We start from the raw sequence: 20,892 nt of genomic DNA, 5'->3' as shown, positions 1-20,892 counted from the left end.
ATAATGTAACTCGTTGATATTAAAAATGAATCCGATTTGATTCAAAACCAGATCTTAGCTGGCACTATTTTGTAGCAATATAGATGGTACAGATACCAAATGTTTGCGGTCTAACAATCGTTTCGTTAAAACCTGCTTTTTTGTTGATGGCAACGAACTTTTGGCCGTCCGGAAATTGAGCAACTGATTCTGGTAGGTATTCATATGCACTGGAATCTTTTGAAAAGAATTTTCCAATGGTTGGTGTAATAAACTTGAAATAAAAATTATAAAGCTGTTTAATGGGGAATTTCTTCGGATTCGAAAATTCTAAAATAACAGCTTTCCCACCAGGTTTCAATACGCGGTATATGTCTGATAGGCCTTTCTCCAAGTTTTCAAAATTACGGACACCAAATGCTACGGTAACAGCGTCGAAAGTATTATCTTCAAATTGAAGCCTCTCTGAGTCTCCTAGCGCTACCTCAAATTGATTTGCTAAACCCTTACTTGCAATTTTTTTCTTAGCGACTTCAAGCATTCCTTGGGAAATATCGACACCAATAATCTTTTTTGGATTCAAGATTTTAATTGATTCCAATGCAAAATCACCAGTTCCCGTCGCTACATCCAACATCAGTTGCGGTTTTATGGACTTTAAGGCATTGATGGCTTTTTTGCGCCATATAATGTCAATACCCAAAGACATGAAATGGTTTAAAAAATCGTAGGAATGAGAGATGTTGTCAAACATATCTGCTACCTGTTTCTTCTTCCCATCGTTGGTATCTTTATAGGGTTTTAATGTTGAGGAGTCGTGCGTCATAGTTACAAAGATACAATATATGAATATTTTTTAGTGCTAAAAAAGGGATTTGTTTTCATCTTAAAGTCAGTTTGTTTTGATGATAGTCGAGAGGATTGATTTGCTTTTTACCATTTTGCTTATTCACAATGGCTTAAGTTATTAACATTTTTTAATGTGTTGATTTTAAGTGGCAATTTTTTATTTTCAACATCTTTTCAACAGTAAGTGTTGAAAACTCGCTATGTAAATCTGTGTCCTTCAAAGCTTTTTGGGGTTTCGGGTGTGATCGTTGAATTTCTCTGTGTGTAACTCCGCATGGTGGTGAATTTTATTTTTTATACATTTGTTATCCTATCTAAAATTTATAAGGATAGCAAAGCTATATTTCTGATATAATATCATGATGAACGACAGTAATTTTGAGGCGAATAACACGGATAATAACAAACGGGGTAATTATGGCGAACGTCGTACCAAATTAAATAATTTGGTGAGTGGTTTGGGTAAACTTCCGCCGCAGGCAGTGGATCTTGAGGAGGCTGTTTTGGGAGCTTTGATGCTTGAAAAGAATGCGCTGAGTGAAATTATTGATATTTTAAAACCGGAATCGTTCTATAAGGAATCACATCAAAAAATCTTTGAAGCGATTTTTGGCCTTTTTCAAAAGACTTCTCCAATTGATATATTAACCGTTACCTCGGAACTTAGACGGATGGGGGCTCTTGAAATGGTCGGTGGTGCCTATTATATTACGCAATTGACAGATCGCGTGGTTTCGGCAGCTAATATTGAGTATCATGCACGTATTATTTCACAGAAATATATTCAGCGTGAGCTTATTAAAGTTTCTACTGAAATTATTAATAGCTCATACGATGAAACGTCAGATATCTTCGATCTGTTGGATCATGCCGAAAAAAGCTTGTTTGATATCGCGCAGAATAACTTGCGGAGAGATTCAAGGAAGATGGACGATATTATGCGTGAGGCGATTTCTAATCTTGAGATGCTGCGTGACCGCACGGATGGTTTGACAGGTGTGCCTTCGGGTTTGACTGCCTTGGATCGTATGACTTCAGGTTGGCAGCCTTCCGATCTTGTTATTATTGCAGCACGTCCAGCGATGGGAAAGACGGCATTCGTACTTTCCGTTGCACGTAATGCCGCTGTGGAACACGGTAAAGCGGTCGCCGTATTCTCGCTGGAGATGTCATCCGTTCAGCTTGTCAATCGTCTAATCGCTGGTGAAACAGAAATTGAGCAAGAGAAATTAAAAAAAGGAAATCTTGCTGATCATGAATGGCAACAATTACATTCGAGAATTGGTCGTTTAACCGATGCGCCTATTATTATTGATGATACGCCGGCGTTGAACGTGTTCGAATTTAGAGCTAAATGTAGGCGCTTAAAGGCACAATACGATATCCAAATGGTGATCGTCGATTACTTGCAGTTAATGCATGGAAAAGCAGACGGTAAAGGAGGGGGGAACCGTGAACAAGAGATTGGTAGTATTTCCCGTGCTTTGAAATCTGTTGCCAAAGAGTTAAATATTCCTGTGCTCGCATTGTCGCAGTTGAGTCGTGCAGTAGAGTCAAGGCCAGGAAATAGTAAGCGCCCTATGTTGTCCGATTTACGGGAGTCTGGTTCTATTGAGCAGGATGCGGATATGGTTCTTTTCTTATATAGACCCGAATATTATGGTTTGACAGAAGATGAAGAGGGACGTCCTACTGCCGGTGTCGGTGAAGTTATTATTGCAAAACACCGTAATGGTGAGACCGGAATTGTTCCACTTCGCTTTGTGGGTAAATTTGTGAAGTTTGTGGATTTAGAAGATGAGTTTTCGGGTATGGGTGGTGGAGATGGATTCGGTGATGCACCGGCTACATTTTCTGCTTCGGCATTGAATCCGTCACCAAACTTTGCTGATGATTTTAGTGCTGGGGGCTTCAGTGGGGGGATTACTATGCCATCCCGAATGAACGACATGCCTGATGATGCACCATTTTAGTGATTAATTTTACATAAGTATTCCTAAATAATAGAAAAAACCGAATGATTTAAATTCGGTTTTTTCGTTTACGGCGCCTTCGTAGTTTATCTTGCTTATGTGGGCTTGTTCCTGCTATTTTTGTTGCCTTTAAAATTTGTATGTCACGCCAGCACCGACAATTTGCCTAATTTGTAGGGCGGAATTTCTCTTTCCAACTTCAATATTATCTTTAATAATCGGAATAGCTGTATTGTCATCGTAGATCATCTGTACACCTGCGTTTACTGTAATAAACTTGTTTACCTTCATAAAAAGATTGGCCGTATAGTCAATATCTACATTTTGAGGCTTATCTAAATAGTTTGAATAGAGTTTTAGTATATTTTCAAATGAAATGTTCTCCATTAAATTTACTTTATAATAAGCATCAAATGATGCACCGAATTCAGTGCGGGACTTGCTGTTCGGATTTAGTCCATATCGTGTGGAAAGGAGTGTATCACTTACGAATACAAAGCGCACAGCCGCAGGTGAGAGATTAAATCTGAGGTTGTCCGATCGTTTGTACGCAAAACCCGGACCGAAGCTCAGGTATGCCGGAGCTAAAAACCTGGATATCCTTTTTTTGGGTGAAGCCGTGTAATCATAACCATCGGCAAATTGTGTGTTAAAGTTTAGAAAGAAGGTATAAAGCCAATATTGAGAGGCCTGATGTCCCAACAAGCTATTTAAAACTAATCGGTCATCATTTTTGCGCCAGTCCGACTCTTTTTGAAAGGTTAGCCCATAAGCCGCAAGGACCTTGTTGTCCCATGACCATTTGCCTTTCTTGTAATTGAAGTCGTAATTAAGAGTTAGGTTGCCGGAGAATGAATTTACCCCACCTGCAGCCCAATTAGAAAATGAACTTTGGTTGATCAGAAAGGTGTTTTCTCCTTTGATAATCCAGGTTTTCGTACTGTCTACTGCGGTTGTCTGAGCGTAGGTTTTATGTGCTAATAAGCCAAAAGCAATAAGAATAATTGATTTTATTATTTTCATGTGTATACTTAATTTGTTTGCATTTCCATGTTATTATAATCCAAATGAGCACGTACAGTTTCACAACTTTTTAGACAATGAACGCAGTAGCTTTATTTCTGCGTATTGGAGCTGTTGAAATATCATTGTTATATACAACAATTTGATCTGATCGATGCGCTTAAAACGAGGTTATTATCCCTTTTCAGCCTGATGTTTTAAGCGTGTACGAGAAAATAAATGTTTTATAACAAAACGAATAAATGAGGTTAATGTTTTTTTGTCCTTTTGATTGTGTTTATTTTAAATAAAATCAGAACTTTGCTCAATTGTATGTATGCGCTATTTATTAGCGTAGCAGCTCTTGGATAAAAGTTTATGAGCAGCTTTTGACAATACCCGGGAACAAGAACAAAGCCATTATTTTGGATCGAGAAAGCCGGCTTCTATTGTGCTATTCATAACAAAAACTTATAAAATGTTTAGATGAAGATAACGCTACTTTGTATAGGTAAGACAGATGACAAGTACCTGATAGAGGGTATTGATAAGTATATTAAACGGTTAAAGTTTTATGTGAACTTTAATATCATGGTGATACCAGACATCAAAAATGTCAAAAATCTTTCTGCTGAGCAGCAGAAAGATAAGGAGGCTCTTTTGATTCTAAAACAATTACAGCCTCAAGATTTAGTCGTTCTGCTGGATGAACATGGAAAAGAGTTTCGCTCCTTGGAGTTTTCTGCTTATCTGGAAAAAATGATGGTGCAAAGTGTTCAGCATATGGTATTTATTATTGGTGGTCCCTATGGATTTGACCAAAAAATTTATGATCGAGCAAATTCAAAAATTTCGTTGTCCAAGATGACATTTTCGCATCAAATGATTCGTTTGTTTTTTACAGAGCAGCTTTATCGTGCATTTTCTATCATGAAAGGAGAGCCTTATCATCACGAATAATATGGAAAAAAGTCCGTAACTTCATCATGAATAAAAACAAGCTTATGAATTTGCCCAACAAACGAGATTATCACTATAAAAGTGACGAAGGAGAAAAAAATAGCCAATTGAATAAATACATTATGATTGCTTGTATTATAATCGTAATCGCATTAGCCTATTTTTTCGCATAGCTTAATGCCCTTCCATACGGATCTAGTAAAAGAAATAAATCTCTTACTTAATATCCGTATGGAGGATATCAGCAGATGATTTTAATAAATTTTAATTGAATTGTTTAAGCAAGAACGCTTAATTTTTGGGAGAAGGTTGGCAGGTTTTGCGCGTTCTTTTTGGGGCGGTGTTGTTTACGAATCCCCAGTTGGTCATATAGAATGACAAGGGATTAATTTCTAATAGTTTTTTCATTTTTTCTTTTTTTACCATATAATAATTTATTGATTCGTTAATAGATGATCAATAATCGAGCCAAACTAGAGTGGTTGTCATGTTCGAAAAGAAATATAGCAAATAAGGTCGATAAAAAATAATTGAAAGGGTGTTTTTAGAGCTAGGTCAAAATAAAACGCAGCCCATTTGAGAGGGGCTGCGTCGAATCGAAGTATTTATTTCTTATCAATTTTATATAATTTTCCGATATCTGTGATAGCGTACAGCGCGCCATCTTTTCCTTGCGTGATATCTCTAAATCGTTGTCCTTCACTGCCTAGTAGGCGTTCTTCTCCAACCACCTTGTTATCCTTTAGTATAATTCTGGCAATGTGCATACTGCTCAAACCGCAAATAAAGAGATTATTCTTCCATTCTGGAATATTCTGTCCGGTATAGAATGTAATTCCACTAGGCGAGAGAACAGGATCCCAATAATAGACGGGTTGTTCCAGGCCGTCTTTTTGTTGTATGCCCTCACCAACCTTATCTCCTTTATATTCTATACCATACGTAATCGTTGGCCATCCATAATTCCTGCCTGCTTCAATTCTGTTCAACTCGTCGCCGCCCCGTGGACCAAATTCAGTTTCCCAAAGATCGCCAGTTTCAGGATGTAAGGCAAGTCCCTGTGGATTACGATGTCCATAACTGTAAATTTCCGGACGTGCATTTGCCTTGCCTATAAATGGATTCCCAGGGGCAGGCTGTCCATCAGTGGTAATACGTAGGATCTTGCCCAATGCTGCATTCAGATCTTGTGCCAATGGTCTTGTGACCAAATCAGATCTTTCACCTGTACTCAAAATAATGTTACCTTCTTTATCAAAGATAATTCGTCCACCATAATGTAAGTTCCCTTTATGAGCAGGAGTAGCTTGGTAGATAACCTTAACACCTTCTATCGATTTCTCGTCTGCGGACAGTTTTCCTTTCGCAACAGCCGTCAAAGTTCCAGCAGCGGTATTATCAGAGAAAACCCAATATATCATACGGTTTGACTCGAATTTTGGATCAAGACGTAATCCCAAAAGCCCACCTTGTCCACTGCTATTGACTTGAGGTAAACCTTTAATTGGTTCACTTAATTTACCGTCCGCCGTTACAATGCGAAAATCACCTTCTTTTTCTGAGATTAATAGTCGGCCATCTGGTAGCGCAGTGATACCCCAAGGAGATTTTAATCCCTCGGCAATTACTTTACCTTCGAACGGTGTGCTCGTCTTTGCACCTTTAATTCTGGTTTGTCCAGCAAATGCAGGTTTATAATTCGTGTTTGCCTTTTGTGTTTCTACGGGAGGATAACTTGTTGTATCAGTTGCAGAATTTGCACTGCTATCCGAACTTGAATTTGAATTCGCATGGTTTGAATTACATGCAGTTAATCCTAAAGATACTGTTAAGAGGCTTATTGTCAGTTTGGTTTTCATTATCTGTGACTTGTTTTTGGTCTGATTATCTGCTTGAAGATATTAAAAATTAATGAAATATTATTTTCCAGAATGTAATAATATAAATATATAACTCATGCTAATAAGAAAGGGGAATGCTAGCCAGCTAATTTGTTTTTAAGTATTAAAGGAGTTATTTTCCCGCCAGGCAGTTTCTTACGATTCGGTGGAGTTCAATATCGTTGTTTATATAATAATCACTTATATCTAGAATGGTGTTTGTATTTAAATTGTAAATACACACGGGAACGTAGTTGGGTTGTGCAGAGGTCTCGAAAGTCTTAAAATAATCTGCACTTTCCTGTATGTTTGAAAACTCTTTGGATTCGCAATGTTGTGTATCCTGATTATAAGCAATGGTTATAAAGTTCTTTTTCATTTTACTCGCCTTTTATCAGAATAACGAAAATTGGGAAGTAAAAGTTTTAAAAATTATTGCCTTTTATTTTCTAAACACTGATATGGCTTGCGGCTATCGGCTGTCCAAAAAATATTTTTGCTTTGTTTTCAAAGTCCCTTGGATCATCTGTTGTATAAAAGGCCAGTTGGCCATTTTGAGAACAAATTGTTTCAATTTCCCGGTGTCTATCAAGATATTCTTTTAAGCTATTGGCAACAATAGGTCCCTGAGAGATGATCTTTATATTACTTGGTGTATATTTTTGGATTACGGGTAGCAATAAAGGATAATGGGTGCAGGCAAGTACAATGGTATCGATTTGATCGGATTGCTGTAAAAGTTCCCGTAAATCTTTTTCTACAAAGTAATGTGCGCCTTCTGTATTGATTTCATTGTTTTCTACTAAAGGAACCCAAAAAGGGCAGTCGTGCTGAAAAACCTCAATTTCTGGATTGAATTTGTGTATTTCTATTTTATAGGATTCAGATTTTACCGTTCCTGTAGTGGCTAAAATACCGATCTTGTTAGTTTTCGTAAAATTGTGTACGATTTCTGTAGTGGGTCTGATGACCCCAAGGACTTTTTTTCCAGGGGGAAGATCATGTTGTTGAATAGTCCTTAATGCTTTTGCAGAAGCCGTATTACATGCCAGAATAACGAGATTACAGCCCAGGTCAAATAATTTAAAAACACATTGTTTGGTGTAATTGTAAACGGTCTCAAAGGATCTTGTACCGTATGGAACACGGGCGTTATCGCCTAAATAGATATAATCGTATTGAGGTAAAAGTTGTTGAATTTCCTTGAATACGGAGAGTCCTCCATAACCGGAATCAAAAATACCAATAGGACCGAGGGTTGTTAAATTATCCATAACACAATGTTATAAGTTCTTTCACTTATAACATTGTGTTATAAGTTTCAGATTTATTGAAGCAAAGATGGTTTCTCTTTGTATATTTTCCAAATTAATTCGCCAAATAATGTATTTGTCCAAGCAAACCAATGTCTTGTGAATTTTTTAGGATCGTTTTTATGAAAAGACTCATGCATAAATCCGGTTCCACCATGTGTATTGACCAGGGTTTTAATACAATTACGAATCTCCTCATCATTTGTTGAGGTCTGCGCCCGCATAATAATGGACATCGGCCAGATCATATCTCTTCCTATGTGAGGTCCACCAATGCCTTCTGCTGCTGTTCCTTTAAAAAAGAAAGGATTTTTATCAGACAAAACAAAGTTACGCGTACGTTGATAAACTTCGTTATTTAGATCTACAGCTCCTAAATAAGGTAGGGCCAACAAACTAGGGATATTTGCATCATCCATCATAAGATGGCTCGAAAAACCATCTACTTCAAATGCGTAAATCCGGCCCAGTGTCGGATGGTCGATGATACCATATTTATTGACTGCTGCTTCGACCTCATTGGCAAGCGCTTCCATTTTTGCAGCGAGCTCGTGTTCATTTTTAACCTTTTTCAAGATTTCGGCAGACTGTCTAAGGCTAACAATCGCAAATAAATTGGATGGAATCAAAAATGAGAAAATTGTAGAATCGTCTGACGGTCGAAAACTAGAGCAAATCAAGCCAACTGGATTTACAGGATATCCGTAGCCATCTACCTGTAATGTGTCTGATCCTCTAGAGGTGGTTCGCTCAAATTTATATGGGCCTAGACTATCTTTACGTTGTTGCTCAACGAAAGTCTGATATATTTTATGTTGTGCTTCTAACCATTCTTCATTAAATGGACTGCTGTCATTTGTTTCTTTCCAATAATGATAAGCTAATCGAATTGGATAACACAATGAATCGATTTCCCACTTTCGTTCATGAATTCCAGGTTTCATGTTTGTGTGATCACTGAACCATTCGCCTTTTTTTGTTGGATCGTTATAAAATGCATTGGCATAGGGATCAATATTGATGCATTTACTCTGTTTTTGGATTAAGCCAACAATAAGATCTTGCAGTTTTTTGTCCTTTTTCATAAAAGGGAGGTACGGCCATACCTGCGCACTGCTGTCACGTAGCCACATGGCATCAATATCCCCTGTAATCACATAGGTATAATTTCTTCCGTTTTGGACATAGGGAAATACGGTAGTATCTAGGGTATTAGGAAAGCAGTTGTTAAATAACCAAGCCAGTTCCTTATTTTTAACATTTTTCTGAAATTCTACAATTGCATCTTCGATTACCTTGCTCGAGAAAAGTCTTTTCTCTTTACCTGTCCGTACAGTGGGAAAAGAATGTTCCTGAGCGAATGAAAATTTGCTTGTAAGTGCACCTGCGGTTAACAGGGTTGCGTTTTGGATAAATGTTCTGCGTTTCATGCTTATTAGGGCTGTTTTTTATGATTTATGGTTATTTACTGAAATGCAAGATATAAATATTTTTGAATAAAAGGAACAGCAAATACGATTTAGCATGATAAAATTGACTGAACATATGAATAAAGTCAATTTTATTCGGTTAATTTGCGTTTAGGAATGCATTTTGCTAGAAAAAATAATCTTTGAAATAATTTTATGAGGCTTAATATAACAAAAAATAATAATTTACTCCGAATCGTGCTGGCAGGCATGGGAGTAGGTATTTCCTGCGGAGGTTTTGCCCAGATTAAGAGTCAGCCCTATTCGTATCATTTTTATCAAAAAATGAACGATGCGGTTTATTCTACGGAGACGAGAATGCATACTTCTGCTAAACCATTCGTCATAAAAGACTCTTTATTGTTAGCTAAGTTTGATTCAATCCAATCTAATAAACCCGTTTCTTCGTCTAATTGGTTCATGCGCAAGATCTTTAACGAACATCTTGTGCAGGTTGAAAAAGACGATTACACATTCTATGCTGATTTTCTACCGGATCTTTATATTGGAAAGGACATGCTGGGCGACAAGCGCCGTACATGGATGAATGGTAGAGGATTTCAAGTAGGGTTGAACGTAGGAAATAAATTTACATTTAATACTTCCGCATTTGAAAGTCAAGCTGTCTTTCCTAAATATTTGGATGACTATATTGTTGCACATAAAGTTATTCCGGGTCAAGGAAATACAAAATTTCAGTCCAAGAATAAAATGGACTGGATGTATGCGACAGCTAGTATGACTTATGACGCCCATAAGTATATCCAGGCAACTTTGGCTTACGACAAAAACTTTATCGGGGATGGCTATCGATCGATGCTTTTATCGGATTTTTCTTCAAACTATGCCCATTTGAAATTGACCGGGACCATAGGGAATGTTCAATATACTTCGATCTGGGCGTATATGAACGATCCGACGCATCCTAGACAGGATTTGACGGGTACAACTCCGATGGAAGGTCAGAATAATACACGTTTAGGAGACGGAAAAAAATGGGGGGCTTTTCAATATTTGGATTGGAATGTGACAAATAAGTTATCGATCGGCTTTTTTCAGTCTGTCGTTTGGGCTGCTCAAGATGAAGCTGGAAAAAGAGGCTTTGATTTTAGTTATATTAGCCCTATTATCTTTATCCGGCCTGTTGAAAATAATAATCGTACTTCACCCGATAAAATGTTTTTAGGATTGACCTCCAAATATAAATTACCTTATAGATTGACTGCATATGGACAGTTTTTACTGGGTGAATTTACTGCTAAAGAGTTCTTCGCTGGTAACGGATATGCGCACAACAAATGGGGAGCACAACTTGGCGTAAGGGGATATGATATGTTTGGTGTGAAGAATTTAAATTTTCTTGCCGAGTATAATACAGCAAGACCATATACTTACGCACACTTTAAATCGTATTCAAACTACAGTAATAATGCCGAACCATTGGCTCATCCGAAAGGGGCAAACTTTAGAGAGCTCGTTGGTCTTGTGAATTATGCATGGGATAGATGGGACTTTTCGGTACAGGGCATGTTTACCCAAAATGGGCTGGATCTACCTGATGGAAGTAATATGGGAGGAGATATTTTTCAATCTTATCGAACGATACCAAATCTATATGGAAACCATATAGCGCAAGGAATAAAGAACAATATCTATTATGCGGATGCTAAGGCTGCCTATGTGCTTAATCCCAAGTATAACCTTCGCTTAGAACTTGGTTATACCCAACGTTACGCAAAAGCACAATACGAAACACCTGTAGTCAATAAGTCTGGTGTTGTGTCATTTGGACTTCGCTCAAGTTTCCGAGCAATTTATAACGATTTATAGAAATTTTTATAAACTGATCCATACTAGAAATAAGACAAACTATATTGATTTGGCCATAAACGCTGTAAAAACCAATATAGTTTGTTTTTAAAACGAGGTCTCAGGACAAATTGAGAAGATAGGAAAGACAACTTTGATACAGCCAGCATAAAATATCCGATGGTTGACGATCCCTTCTTATGATTTATTACGGCTTAAAAACGATCTATTTAAACATAAAATGGCATGGCTTCACTCAGTTAGCCAATGGACCAGCACAAAAATAATTATATTTCAATGAAAAAAATCCTCATACTGAATGGCCCAAATTTGAATTTGTTGGGTGTAAGGGAGAAATCGATTTATGGTAGCCAGGACTTCCTTAGCTACTTTGAAGAGCTTAAACAACAGTTTGAAATGGTACAATTGCACTATTTTCAAAGCAATTCAGAAGGAGGGTTAATCGATAAGATCCACGAAGTTGGTTTTGAATTTGATGGAATTGTGTTGAATGCTGGAGCATATACGCATACATCTGTTGCTATTGGAGATGCAATTGCGGCAGTCACAACACCCGTTATTGAAGTTCACATAAGCAATGTTCATCAAAGAGAGGAATTTCGCCATCATTCGTTCCTGGCAAAGAATTGTAAAGGGGTGATCTGTGGTTTTGGCCTGGATAGCTACAGATTGGGTATCGAGGCTTTTATTAAATAATATCTTCTTTTGCAAGGACGAGAAAAAATAGCTATAAAATAAAAAAGCGGGAATTCCCGCTTTTTTATTTTATAGCTAACAGACTTGCTCTAACCAATAAGACTTCTGATTTCGACTTCGTCTGCTTTGATCTGAGCTTTCATTTCTTCAAGCGAGTCAAACCGTTCATCATGTCGGATAAAATGAAGGAACTTGACACGTAGTGTCTTGCCGTAAATATCCTGATCGAAATCGAATAGGCTGATTTCAATAGCACGATTCATCCCATCAACAGTGGGCCTGGTCCCTATATAGCCCATACCTTTCGCAATTGAAACCGGACTTTCCTCTTTATACTCCCCTGTAGTGATGTTTTGGATATGATTATAGATATATACCTCAACAGCATAAATGCCATAGGCCGGTATGAGTTTATGAGGTTCGTGAACCTGCAGGTTTGCTGTTGGAAATCCGATTGTACGCCCAATTTGGTCGCCTCTAATAACAGTTCCCGTTAGTTCGAACGGATAACCTAAATAGAGATTAGCCGTTCTTATATCGCCCTTTATAAGCGCTTCTCGTACTCGTGTGGAGGATACTGCAATATCGTTGATATCCTGCTCTGGAATTTCGTCAACACTGTAGTCAAATATAGATGCAAACTGCTCTAAATCGCCCATAGTACCCTTTCGATCTTTTCCAAAATGGTGATCATAGCCTATCACAATCTTTTTTGTACCCAATTTGCCTACAAGAACATTACTAATGTATTCTTCCGGAGTCTGATTTGAAAAATCACGGGAAAAAGGAATGATAATTAAGTGGTCTATTCCCACTTTGCTTAATTGACTGACCTTTTCTTCGATATCGTTGATTAGGCGTAAACTATCATCATCTGGATTGATAATCAATCGTGGATGTGGAAAAAAAGTAAGCAAAATTGTCTCACCATTAATTTTATGAGCTGCTTCCTTTAAGTGAGCCAATATTTTTTGATGGCCAATATGAACACCATCGAAAGTACCGATGGTTACAACTGCATTTTCAACTGGTGAGAAATCATCTAAACTTCTGTAGATTTTCATTTATAGGAGTTTTTGCAAAAATAAGATAAAGAATCAATAAAATGGGAGGGTAAAGTTATTTAATGATTTCTTTATGACGTTTTATTTCAGCGATAAGTTGTTCTAGATTCCAGGCATTTTCTACCGAATAATCTCCACTTTTGGTGCGTCTTAAAGAACTCAGATGTGATCCACTCTGTAAGAATTTTCCAAAGTCATAGGCCAGTGATCTAATGTAGGTTCCTTTTGAGCAGGATATGCGAAAATACACATTAGGAAGCTCGATCTTTTCAATGAGAAAGCTATTGATGTGTACCTGGCGGGATTTTATTTCAACCTCTTCGCCACGACGGGCCTTTTCATAGACGCGTTCACCATTAATTTTTATGGCTGAATGGGCTGGAGGAAATTGCTGAATATCGCCTTCAAAGGATTTTGCTGCTTCGAAGATCATTTCCGCTGTGATGTGATCGATTGGAAAGGTTTGGTCAATTTCTGTTTCCAGATCGTAAGAAGGTGTTGTCGCTCCTAATGTGATCGAACCTGTATATTCTTTGTCTTCAGCTTGGTAGCTGTCTATTTTTTTTGTTAGTTTGCCAGTGCAGACAATGAGCAAGCCGGTCGCAAGTGGATCTAGAGTTCCTGCATGACCGACTTTTAATTTTAACGGTTTGATTGAGTTTCTAACTTTACCAACAACATCAAAACTTGTCCATGTTAAAGGTTTATCGATCAACAACATTTCTCCTTCAGCAAAGTTGAACTTTGCTGAATTTTCACTAACCTCTATATTTTCCATCCGAAGATTTTAGATAATTTGTAAACTATGGCCCGAAAGTAGAAGGGCAAGAATAATAACACCAACGATGATTCGGTACCAACCAAATGCTTTAAAACCATATTTGGTCAAAAAGCCAATAAAAGACTTAATGGCTACAATTGCAACAACGAAACCAATTAGATTTCCAATAATAAGCAAATTAAGTTCTTCTCCTGTGAAGGTGTTACCTTCTTTAAAAAACTTTAAAAGCTTTACTGCAGAAGCACCAAACATCATAGGCAAAGCAAGAAAAAAGGAAAATTCCGCAGCAGCTTTACGGGTTAGTTTCTCAGCCATACCGCCAATAATTGTACTTGCAGATCTTGAGGTACCCGGGATTAATGCAAGACATTGGTATACCCCGATCATAAAAGCTTGTTTGTAGGAAACCTTGTCCGAGTCTTCAACAGTTGGTTTGTTGAACCACTTGTCAACGAAAAGTAGAACTACACCGCCGACCACCAACATCACTGCGACCATTAAAGGACTCTCTAATAATGCATCAATATAATCATTGAATAGCAAACCCAATATAGAGGCAGGAATAGCTGCAATGACCAGTTTGTAGTAAAATGATAGCGTTTTGAAAAAACGTTTGTAGTATAGTACCAAAACGGATAATATCGTTCCTAACTGGATGACAATCGTAAATAATTTGACAAATGCCGATGGTTGAATACCCATTAAGGCAGTAGCAATGATCATATGACCTGTCGAAGATACAGGCAAAAACTCCGTTAATCCTTCAATGATAGCAAGGATGATAGCTTCAATAATAGACATCTGTTTAAGATAAGATTATGCTTTAATTTGATTTGTTTTTGGGACGATATAGTATTGCCGCAAATCCTATCGCAAACCCAAGAACAACAACAATAGGGGCCAAGGTAATCTTGGTAAAACTATAGATATCAGTTTCACCAGACATCAATGTAAAGCCTATGATTACAATAGCTAAACTCGCTATGAACAGTTGGTAATTTACTTTGGAGAATACAAATGAACCTTTGTTGACTGATTCAGTAGATTTCTTTATTTGAGCCATTTTTATCTGTATAAATCGTTAGATTGTGCCTTTAAATATTTTGTTACTGCGAAATAGGTGCTAAGTCCCGAAATGAGAATTCCAATCAGAATTACCCCTAAAAAGATCACCGCAAATTCGAACCAGTTGCGTAAAAAGACCAGTTCTGGTATTTGCTGTTGTGCAAATTTCAGCGTTAAAATGAGGAGTAAAATCGCGATCAAAGATCCCAGTAAACCATGAATGATGCCATACGTTATAAATGGTTTACGAATAAAGTTTTTAGTAGCCCCAATCAATTGCATACTTTTGATTAAGAAACGTTGTGAATAGATCGCAAGACGTATCGTATTGTTGATTAAAGCTACGGCGATAATCAATAGGATAACCGCAAAAGCAAGAACAATCATTCCGATGATGCGTACGTTTTTGTTGACCATGTCAATTAATGACTCCTGGTATACAACTTCTTTAATTTTATTGTTTTTGGAGATCTTTTCAATAAAAGTTTTAATGCTATCTGTATTGGCATAATTCTCTTTCATGTAAACATCCAAAGAAGGTAGAAGTGGGTTATGCCCCAAATATTGTACGAAATCTTCACCAAGATCTTCTTTCAAGTTTTTTGCAGCCAATTCCTTACTAATATATTCGGTGCGAAGCACGTATGGATCTTTTTCCAGGTCTTTTTGTAGAGAAAGGACATCACCTTCACTTGTGCCATCATTTACGATGACATTTAAGACGATATTTTCCTTAACGTATTTCGAAAGATTTTTAGCGTGCACCAAGAGTAATCCCAACATACCTGTTACCAACAGCACGAGAGCGATACTGATAACCGTAGATACATATACAGATTTTGTTTTTCTTTTTTGTGTGCTTAATTCGTATTCTGACATAATAAGCAAAAATTTATTTGCGAAAGTAACTATTTGAGTGGAAGATTTCGAATTAATCTTGTAATTACTTTGATAAAAATCAATTCGAAGGCTGTTTTCTTCCTATGTTTAATTAACTTTTCAATACTATAATTTATTGTTCAAACTACAAAACTTTTATCACATTTCAGTATTAAAATCGTAATTTCGCAAGTCATAAAAATTCCTTACGAATAAAAATGGAGTATAATCACAAATCATTAGAGAAAAAGTGGCAAAAGTTTTGGGCGGATCATCAAACGTATAAAACCTCCGATACGCATCAAAAGCCAAAATACTATGTATTGGATATGTTTCCTTATCCTTCCGGAGCAGGGCTGCACGTTGGTCACCCGCTGGGATATATTGCTTCGGACATCTTTTCAAGATATAAACGTTTGAAAGGTTTCAATGTATTGCATCCGATGGGATATGATTCTTTTGGACTTCCTGCAGAGCAATATGCCATTCAAACTGGTCAGCATCCTGCAGTGACGACTGAGGTAAATATCAATCGATATCGTGAGCAAATGGATAACATTGGGTTCTCTTATGATTGGAGTAGAGAAGTACGTACTTCTGATCCGTCATATTACAAATGGACACAATGGATTTTTATGAGATTGTTTGATTCTTGGTATAATAAGGAATCAGATAAAGCTGAACCGATCGGAACGTTAATCGCGAGATTTGTTGCAAGTGGTTCAACTGGCATTTCAGCAGTTTCAGATGAAGACGTCTTGGAGTTCAGCGCCGACGAATGGAAATCTTTTGATGAAGAAAAACAACAACGGGAATTGTTGAAATATCGGATTGCTTATTTGCGTGAAAGTACAGTAAACTGGTGTGCTGCTTTAGGTACAGTATTAGCGAATGACGAGGTAATCAACGGTGTCTCTGAGCGCGGTGGTTATCCTGTGGAGCAAAAGAAGATGATGCAGTGGTCTATGCGCATTACTGCTTATGCGGATCGTTTATTGAAAGGTTTGGATACAATTGATTGGCCAGAACCTTTGGTTGAAATGCAACGTAATTGGATCGGAAAATCGGTCGGTGCCTCGGTGAAATTTCCCGTACCACAATTAAATACAGCAATTGAAGTGTTTACGACGCGTGTAGATACCATATATGGTGTTTCTTTTGTCGTTTTGGCTCCAGAACATGAATTGGTTGCAGCATTGACTACCCCTGAGCAGCAAACAGAAGTAGACGCCTATATCGAGAAAACTTCGAAAAAATCTGAATTGGATCGTATGGCCGATACAAAAACAGTCTCTGGTGCTTTTACTGGTTCTTACGCTAAACATCCAATTTCTGGACAGGATGTACAGATTTGGATTGCGGATTATGTACTTGCTGGTTATGGAACAGGTGCTGTAATGGCGGTTCCTAGTGGCGATCAACGTGACTATGTGTTTGCTAAACATTTCACTCTTCCTATTATTCCTATTTCGGATACCCAAAATATTGAAGAAGAAGCTGATCCAAATAAAGACGGAAAATACATCAATTCCGATTTTATCAATGGTATGACTTACCAAGAGGCGCTTCCTGCTTTGATTGCTAAATTGGAAGAATTAAAACTAGGTAAAGCGAAAATAAACTTCCGCATGCGTGATGCTATTTTTGGGCGTCAGCGTTATTGGGGAGAACCCGTGCCTGTCTACTTTAAAAATGGATTACCTTATTTAATTAAAGAAGAAGAATTACCGCTCTTATTGCCCGAAGTTGATAAATATTTACCAACGGAATCGGGTGAACCTCCATTGGGAAGAGCCAAAGATTGGAAGTATGAAGATCAATATGAGTATGAATTGAGTACGATGCCGGGATGGGCAGGCTCCTCATGGTATTGGTTTAGATATATGGATCCAAAAAATGAAGGTAATTTTGCATCCAAAGAGGCTGTGGATTATTGGAAAGCCGTAGATTTATATATCGGTGGTTCTGAGCATGCTACTGGACACTTGTTGTATTCGCGTTTTTGGAACAAGTTCTTGAAAGATTTGGGTTACCAAAATGAGGAAGAGCCATTCCGCAAATTGATTAATCAAGGTATGATTCAAGGGCGCTCTAATTTTGTGTATCGTGTACTTGATGACGAAGGGAGAGGTACAAATCAATTTGTGTCTTATGGATTAAAAAATGAATACAAAACTATTCCTTTACACGTAGACGTGAATATTGTTCATAATGATGTACTGGACTTGGAAAAATTCAAAAACTTCAGGCCGGATTTTGCAAATGCTGAATTTGTATTGGAAAATGGGAAGTATATCTGCGGTAGTGAGGTGGAGAAAATGTCTAAATCCAAATTCAATGTGGTCAATCCTGATGATATTATCGAATCCTATGGAGCAGATACATTGCGTCTATACGAAATGTTTTTAGGGCCTTTGGAGCAGGCTAAGCCTTGGAATACAAATGGTATTGAAGGGGTTTATAAGTTCTTACGTAAAATATGGCGACTGTTCCACGATGCTGAGGGTAATTTCAGTGTTTCCAATGAAGATCCATCCAAAGCAGAGTTTAAAGCCTTACATAAAATTATCAAAAAGGTGGAAGATGATATTGAACGTTTCTCATTCAATACTTCTGTTTCAGCCTTTATGATCTGTGTCAATGAATTGACCGAGTTGAAATGCAATAAACGACAGATATTGGAACAGCTCGTCATTATTCTTCAGCCTTATGCACCACATATTACGGAAGAGTTGTGGGCGCTGTTGGGTAACGACGCTGGTACACTTTCTTACGCTTCATATCCTGTGTTCAAAGCAGAGTATTTGGTTGAATCTGAATTTGCTTATCCGGTATCTTTCAATGGCAAGATGAAATTCAATCTATCATTAGCGCTTGATTTAGATCAAAAAGCAGTAGAAGATACGATTAGAACACATGCTGATGTACAACGGCATTTAGATGGGAAGGTGATCAAAAAGATTATTTTTGTCAAAGGAAAAATAATCAATATCGTGATTTAACCCACTCAATACAGTATAAAAAGCCGTTTTATCGACAGGATAAAACGGCTTTTTTATGCCAATACATCTTGAAAAGCTATTGTTTTATCGAAGATAGCTTTCGCATAGGGACAATTTGGGATAATTTTGGCGTCATTCTTTCGGGCATAGTCAACAGCCTCCAATACCAGTTTTTTTCCCACACTCATTCCCTGATACTCATCGTACACTTCAGTATGATCAATGGAAAACTCATGATCGTTTTGCCAGGTATACTCTAAAATTCCGGCTTCATTATTTTCAACTTCTGCAATAAAATTGCCTCTTTCGTCCTTTTCGATGTTTCTTATTTCCATAGTTTTTTTTAAAAATAACGTCCAAATGATCTTTTTGTTTTATGGAATTTTTCAATTTTGTGACCGAAATAAATCTTGTTTAAAAAGATCGAAAGATCGATGGGCTTTAGGTAACTGACTGTTATCAGGGCTCATTGTACGCGACTAGGTTTAGACAAAAATTTATGAACTGGATATTCGTGTTTAAAGTCGAAGAAACGAATCGGTTCCAGGTTAAGATCACTTGGTACAGGATCGCTCAATATCCCTTTTTTAAAGAATTTTTTGTACCTTTGCAATTATCTCCTTAGAACACATCGCATTTTTATCTTTTCAACGAAGCTCTAAAGGTCCGTAACCTCCTCGGGAACATTTATTTTAATCCATATTGAATGAGCAAAAGCCAAATTACATTTAACAAAAAAGAACGAGAAAAAAAGAAACTACTCAAAAAACAACAAAAAATTGAGAAAAAAGAATTCAACAAAACAAACAACGACAAGGGGAAATCTTTGGAAGAATTGTTTGCTTATGTTGATGAACATGGGAATATTTCAGACAGACCTGCGATAAAATTGAAAGAAGGGGAGAGTCCAAGCATGGCCTCAAATCATCATGACGAGTATTCCTTCGGAAAAGTTGTCCATTACAATAACGACTCCAACTATGGGTTCATTAGAGACAACGAAACTCAGCAATCTATTTATTTCAATGACCGTCTTGCTGGACAGAAATTGAACCTGAATCAGAAAGTGAAGTTTAAATTTAAAAGTGCTAAACAAGGTGCTCAAGTCACTGAAGTCTTGATCGAGTATTAGCTGAAAAAGTACTCTTAATCGAGTATTGATGATTATAAGGCCTTTTGTTTGATGTCAGGGTATTTGGAGTCAAACAAAGGTTTTTTTACATTTATCCGAATGCCTGCTTTCCCGCTAATGGTATTCTTTATAAAGAGAGGCTTCCCGCAGTTTCAGCGTTTAAATCGCTTTCATTAATCGCTCTTGAGAGCGAAAAGAGTTTTTTCCTACCGGTATAATTTCACGATTACCTTTACAGAAAAAGTTCAATTTTTAGAATTCCCCTTTATTTTGAATATGTCGCTGATCTAATTTTGATGTGATCTGTATACTTTTTACGTGATTTGTATACTTTTTATGCGGTCCTTATGGAGTTACCCTTGTCGTTTTGTGATATTTTGCTTTAAATGCTGTTGATTCTAAGTTGTCTTCTAAGAATTTATAAGGTAAATTTCTGCTTATTGTTTCTCTCTTGGATAAGTTGATGATTTTTTTTGATATAGAAGGATTGATGGAAACAGAAATAAAATAACCCTCCAGCAAAGTAAGCTGCGACGTCAGCAATATCTCCGGTATTATAAGTGGTACATTGAGGCATGATCCATTCAAAAAGTAAGGAGGTGAAGAATGAAATTATCCAGATTTGGTAAAGCGGATAACCATGGGCTCTGCCATTGTTGAATACATAACTACCCACGATAGATGAACAATGAATAATGATCGGTACAAAAACGAAATCAGTCAGCCAGTCGTTTAGGAAGGGGATAGGGAAATGATTAGCCCGAGTAAATCGAATAAAGAACCAACAAAACCAGTAGAAGATAAATAAGCCGTCAAACAGCTCCCTACTTAATGAGCGAAGGAGATGGCGATTAACATTGCTATAGCACCACATGCCATTAAAGTTAAAAACATAAAGAAAGCAGTCTGTTTACCGAATTTCTTCCAAGAACTGTCGTTTGGATGAGCTGGGATTAAAGTTTGTTTTAATTCGATGTATTGCCTTTTTAGCCAATTTCCCGTTGATTTTTCCATGTAT

At 37.3% G+C, this 20,892-nt stretch carries 19 protein-coding genes; 6 read left to right on the top strand and 13 right to left on the bottom strand.

Annotation, left to right across the window (positions count from 1 at the left end; translation table 11 throughout):
- Nucleotides 1-64: 64 nt before the first annotated feature.
- Nucleotides 65-805: a bifunctional demethylmenaquinone methyltransferase/2-methoxy-6-polyprenyl-1,4-benzoquinol methylase UbiE gene (gene ubiE / locus ACHWSC_RS03275; protein WP_120332660.1), complete on the bottom strand. Its 741-nt coding sequence runs from the start codon at nt 803-805 to the stop codon at nt 65-67.
- A gap of 385 nt (nt 806-1,190) precedes the next feature.
- On the opposite strand from ubiE, the gene dnaB reads away from it, so the two are divergent.
- Nucleotides 1,191-2,801: a replicative DNA helicase gene (dnaB, locus tag ACHWSC_RS03270; RefSeq protein WP_370445164.1), complete on the top strand. Its 1,611-nt coding sequence runs from the start codon at nt 1,191-1,193 to the stop codon at nt 2,799-2,801.
- 129 nt (nt 2,802-2,930) lie between these two features.
- Here the strand turns inward: dnaB and ACHWSC_RS03265 are convergent, their stop codons facing one another.
- Nucleotides 2,931-3,824: a DUF3078 domain-containing protein gene (locus ACHWSC_RS03265; protein ID WP_394675771.1), complete on the bottom strand. Its 894-nt coding sequence runs from the start codon at nt 3,822-3,824 to the stop codon at nt 2,931-2,933.
- Nucleotides 3,825-4,289: 465 nt separating this feature from the next.
- On the opposite strand from ACHWSC_RS03265, the gene rlmH reads away from it, so the two are divergent.
- Nucleotides 4,290-4,763 carry a 23S rRNA (pseudouridine(1915)-N(3))-methyltransferase RlmH gene (gene rlmH, locus ACHWSC_RS03260; protein WP_120332662.1) on the top strand — a complete coding sequence of 158 codons (474 nt, stop codon included), beginning with the start codon at nt 4,290-4,292 and terminating at the stop codon, nt 4,761-4,763.
- A gap of 605 nt (nt 4,764-5,368) precedes the next feature.
- Here rlmH and ACHWSC_RS03255 read toward each other — a convergent pair.
- The 4 genes from ACHWSC_RS03255 to ACHWSC_RS03240 all read right to left on the bottom strand — a co-directional run bounded on the left by ACHWSC_RS03255 (nt 5,369) and on the right by ACHWSC_RS03240 (nt 9,386).
- On the bottom strand, nt 5,369-6,622 hold the full coding sequence (locus ACHWSC_RS03255; protein ID WP_394675770.1) for a PQQ-dependent sugar dehydrogenase: 1,254 nt from the start codon (nt 6,620-6,622) through the stop codon (nt 5,369-5,371).
- Nucleotides 6,623-6,776: 154 nt separating this feature from the next.
- On the bottom strand, nt 6,777-7,022 hold the full coding sequence (locus ACHWSC_RS03250) for a hypothetical protein (RefSeq protein ID WP_075993320.1): 246 nt from the start codon (nt 7,020-7,022) through the stop codon (nt 6,777-6,779).
- Nucleotides 7,023-7,092: 70 nt separating this feature from the next.
- On the bottom strand, nt 7,093-7,917 hold the full coding sequence (gene murI, locus ACHWSC_RS03245) for a glutamate racemase (protein ID WP_394675769.1): 825 nt from the start codon (nt 7,915-7,917) through the stop codon (nt 7,093-7,095).
- Between the two features lie 53 nt (nt 7,918-7,970).
- Nucleotides 7,971-9,386, bottom strand: a complete 1,416-nt coding sequence (locus ACHWSC_RS03240) for a glycoside hydrolase family 125 protein (RefSeq protein ID WP_088162169.1) — start codon at nt 9,384-9,386, stop codon at nt 7,971-7,973.
- A gap of 195 nt (nt 9,387-9,581) precedes the next feature.
- Between ACHWSC_RS03240 and ACHWSC_RS03235 the strand changes: the two genes are divergently transcribed.
- Both ACHWSC_RS03235 and aroQ read left to right on the top strand, forming a co-directional pair.
- Nucleotides 9,582-11,255 carry a gliding motility protein RemB gene (locus ACHWSC_RS03235; RefSeq protein ID WP_394675768.1) on the top strand — a complete coding sequence of 558 codons (1,674 nt, stop codon included), beginning with the start codon at nt 9,582-9,584 and terminating at the stop codon, nt 11,253-11,255.
- 276 nt (nt 11,256-11,531) lie between these two features.
- Complete coding sequence (gene aroQ, locus ACHWSC_RS03230; RefSeq protein ID WP_120332948.1) at nt 11,532-11,951, top strand: type II 3-dehydroquinate dehydratase; 420 nt, start codon at nt 11,532-11,534, stop codon at nt 11,949-11,951.
- An 89-nt stretch (nt 11,952-12,040) separates the two neighbouring features.
- Here the strand turns inward: aroQ and ACHWSC_RS03225 are convergent, their stop codons facing one another.
- From ACHWSC_RS03225 to ACHWSC_RS03205, 5 genes are read right to left on the bottom strand one after another with little or no spacing between them, the layout of a single operon-like run.
- Entirely contained in the window at nt 12,041-13,015 is a 975-nt protein-coding gene (locus ACHWSC_RS03225; protein ID WP_046674485.1) for a bifunctional riboflavin kinase/FAD synthetase, read from the bottom strand.
- Nucleotides 13,016-13,070: 55 nt separating this feature from the next.
- A complete protein-coding gene (truB, locus tag ACHWSC_RS03220) occupies nt 13,071-13,793 on the bottom strand; it encodes a tRNA pseudouridine(55) synthase TruB (protein ID WP_394675767.1) in 723 nt (240 codons plus the stop codon).
- Between the two features lie 9 nt (nt 13,794-13,802).
- The gene (locus ACHWSC_RS03215; protein ID WP_075993314.1) at nt 13,803-14,597 is read right to left on the bottom strand and encodes an undecaprenyl-diphosphate phosphatase; all 795 of its coding nucleotides are present in this window, start codon (nt 14,595-14,597) and stop codon (nt 13,803-13,805) included.
- Nucleotides 14,598-14,619: 22 nt separating this feature from the next.
- A complete protein-coding gene (locus tag ACHWSC_RS03210; protein WP_075993313.1) occupies nt 14,620-14,859 on the bottom strand; it encodes a DUF3098 domain-containing protein in 240 nt (79 codons plus the stop codon).
- Nucleotides 14,860-14,861: 2 nt separating this feature from the next.
- A complete protein-coding gene (locus ACHWSC_RS03205) occupies nt 14,862-15,740 on the bottom strand; it encodes an ABC transporter permease (RefSeq protein ID WP_046674489.1) in 879 nt (292 codons plus the stop codon).
- A gap of 218 nt (nt 15,741-15,958) precedes the next feature.
- Here ACHWSC_RS03205 and leuS point away from each other — a divergent pair, with 218 nt between their 5' ends.
- A complete protein-coding gene (gene leuS, locus ACHWSC_RS03200; RefSeq protein ID WP_394675766.1) occupies nt 15,959-18,742 on the top strand; it encodes a leucine--tRNA ligase in 2,784 nt (927 codons plus the stop codon).
- Between the two features lie 53 nt (nt 18,743-18,795).
- On the opposite strand, the gene ACHWSC_RS03195 is transcribed toward leuS, so the two are convergent.
- Nucleotides 18,796-19,077: a GNAT family N-acetyltransferase gene (locus ACHWSC_RS03195; RefSeq protein WP_394675765.1), complete on the bottom strand. Its 282-nt coding sequence runs from the start codon at nt 19,075-19,077 to the stop codon at nt 18,796-18,798.
- Between the two features lie 371 nt (nt 19,078-19,448).
- Here ACHWSC_RS03195 and ACHWSC_RS03190 point away from each other — a divergent pair, with 371 nt between their 5' ends.
- Nucleotides 19,449-19,874, top strand: coding sequence for a cold-shock protein (locus ACHWSC_RS03190; protein ID WP_075993311.1), 426 nt, complete (start codon nt 19,449-19,451; stop codon nt 19,872-19,874).
- Nucleotides 19,875-20,702: 828 nt separating this feature from the next.
- On the opposite strand, the gene ACHWSC_RS03185 is transcribed toward ACHWSC_RS03190, so the two are convergent.
- The gene (locus ACHWSC_RS03185; RefSeq protein ID WP_088162164.1) at nt 20,703-20,888 is read right to left on the bottom strand and encodes a hypothetical protein; all 186 of its coding nucleotides are present in this window, start codon (nt 20,886-20,888) and stop codon (nt 20,703-20,705) included.
- Between the last annotated feature and the right edge of the window lie 4 nt (nt 20,889-20,892).

Source organism: uncultured Sphingobacterium sp. (assembly GCF_964277905.1).
Lineage (GTDB): Bacteria > Bacteroidota > Bacteroidia > Sphingobacteriales > Sphingobacteriaceae > Sphingobacterium > Sphingobacterium siyangense.
Note: the sequence above shows the minus strand (reverse complement) of the source record. Positions and strands in the feature narration are given on the sequence as shown.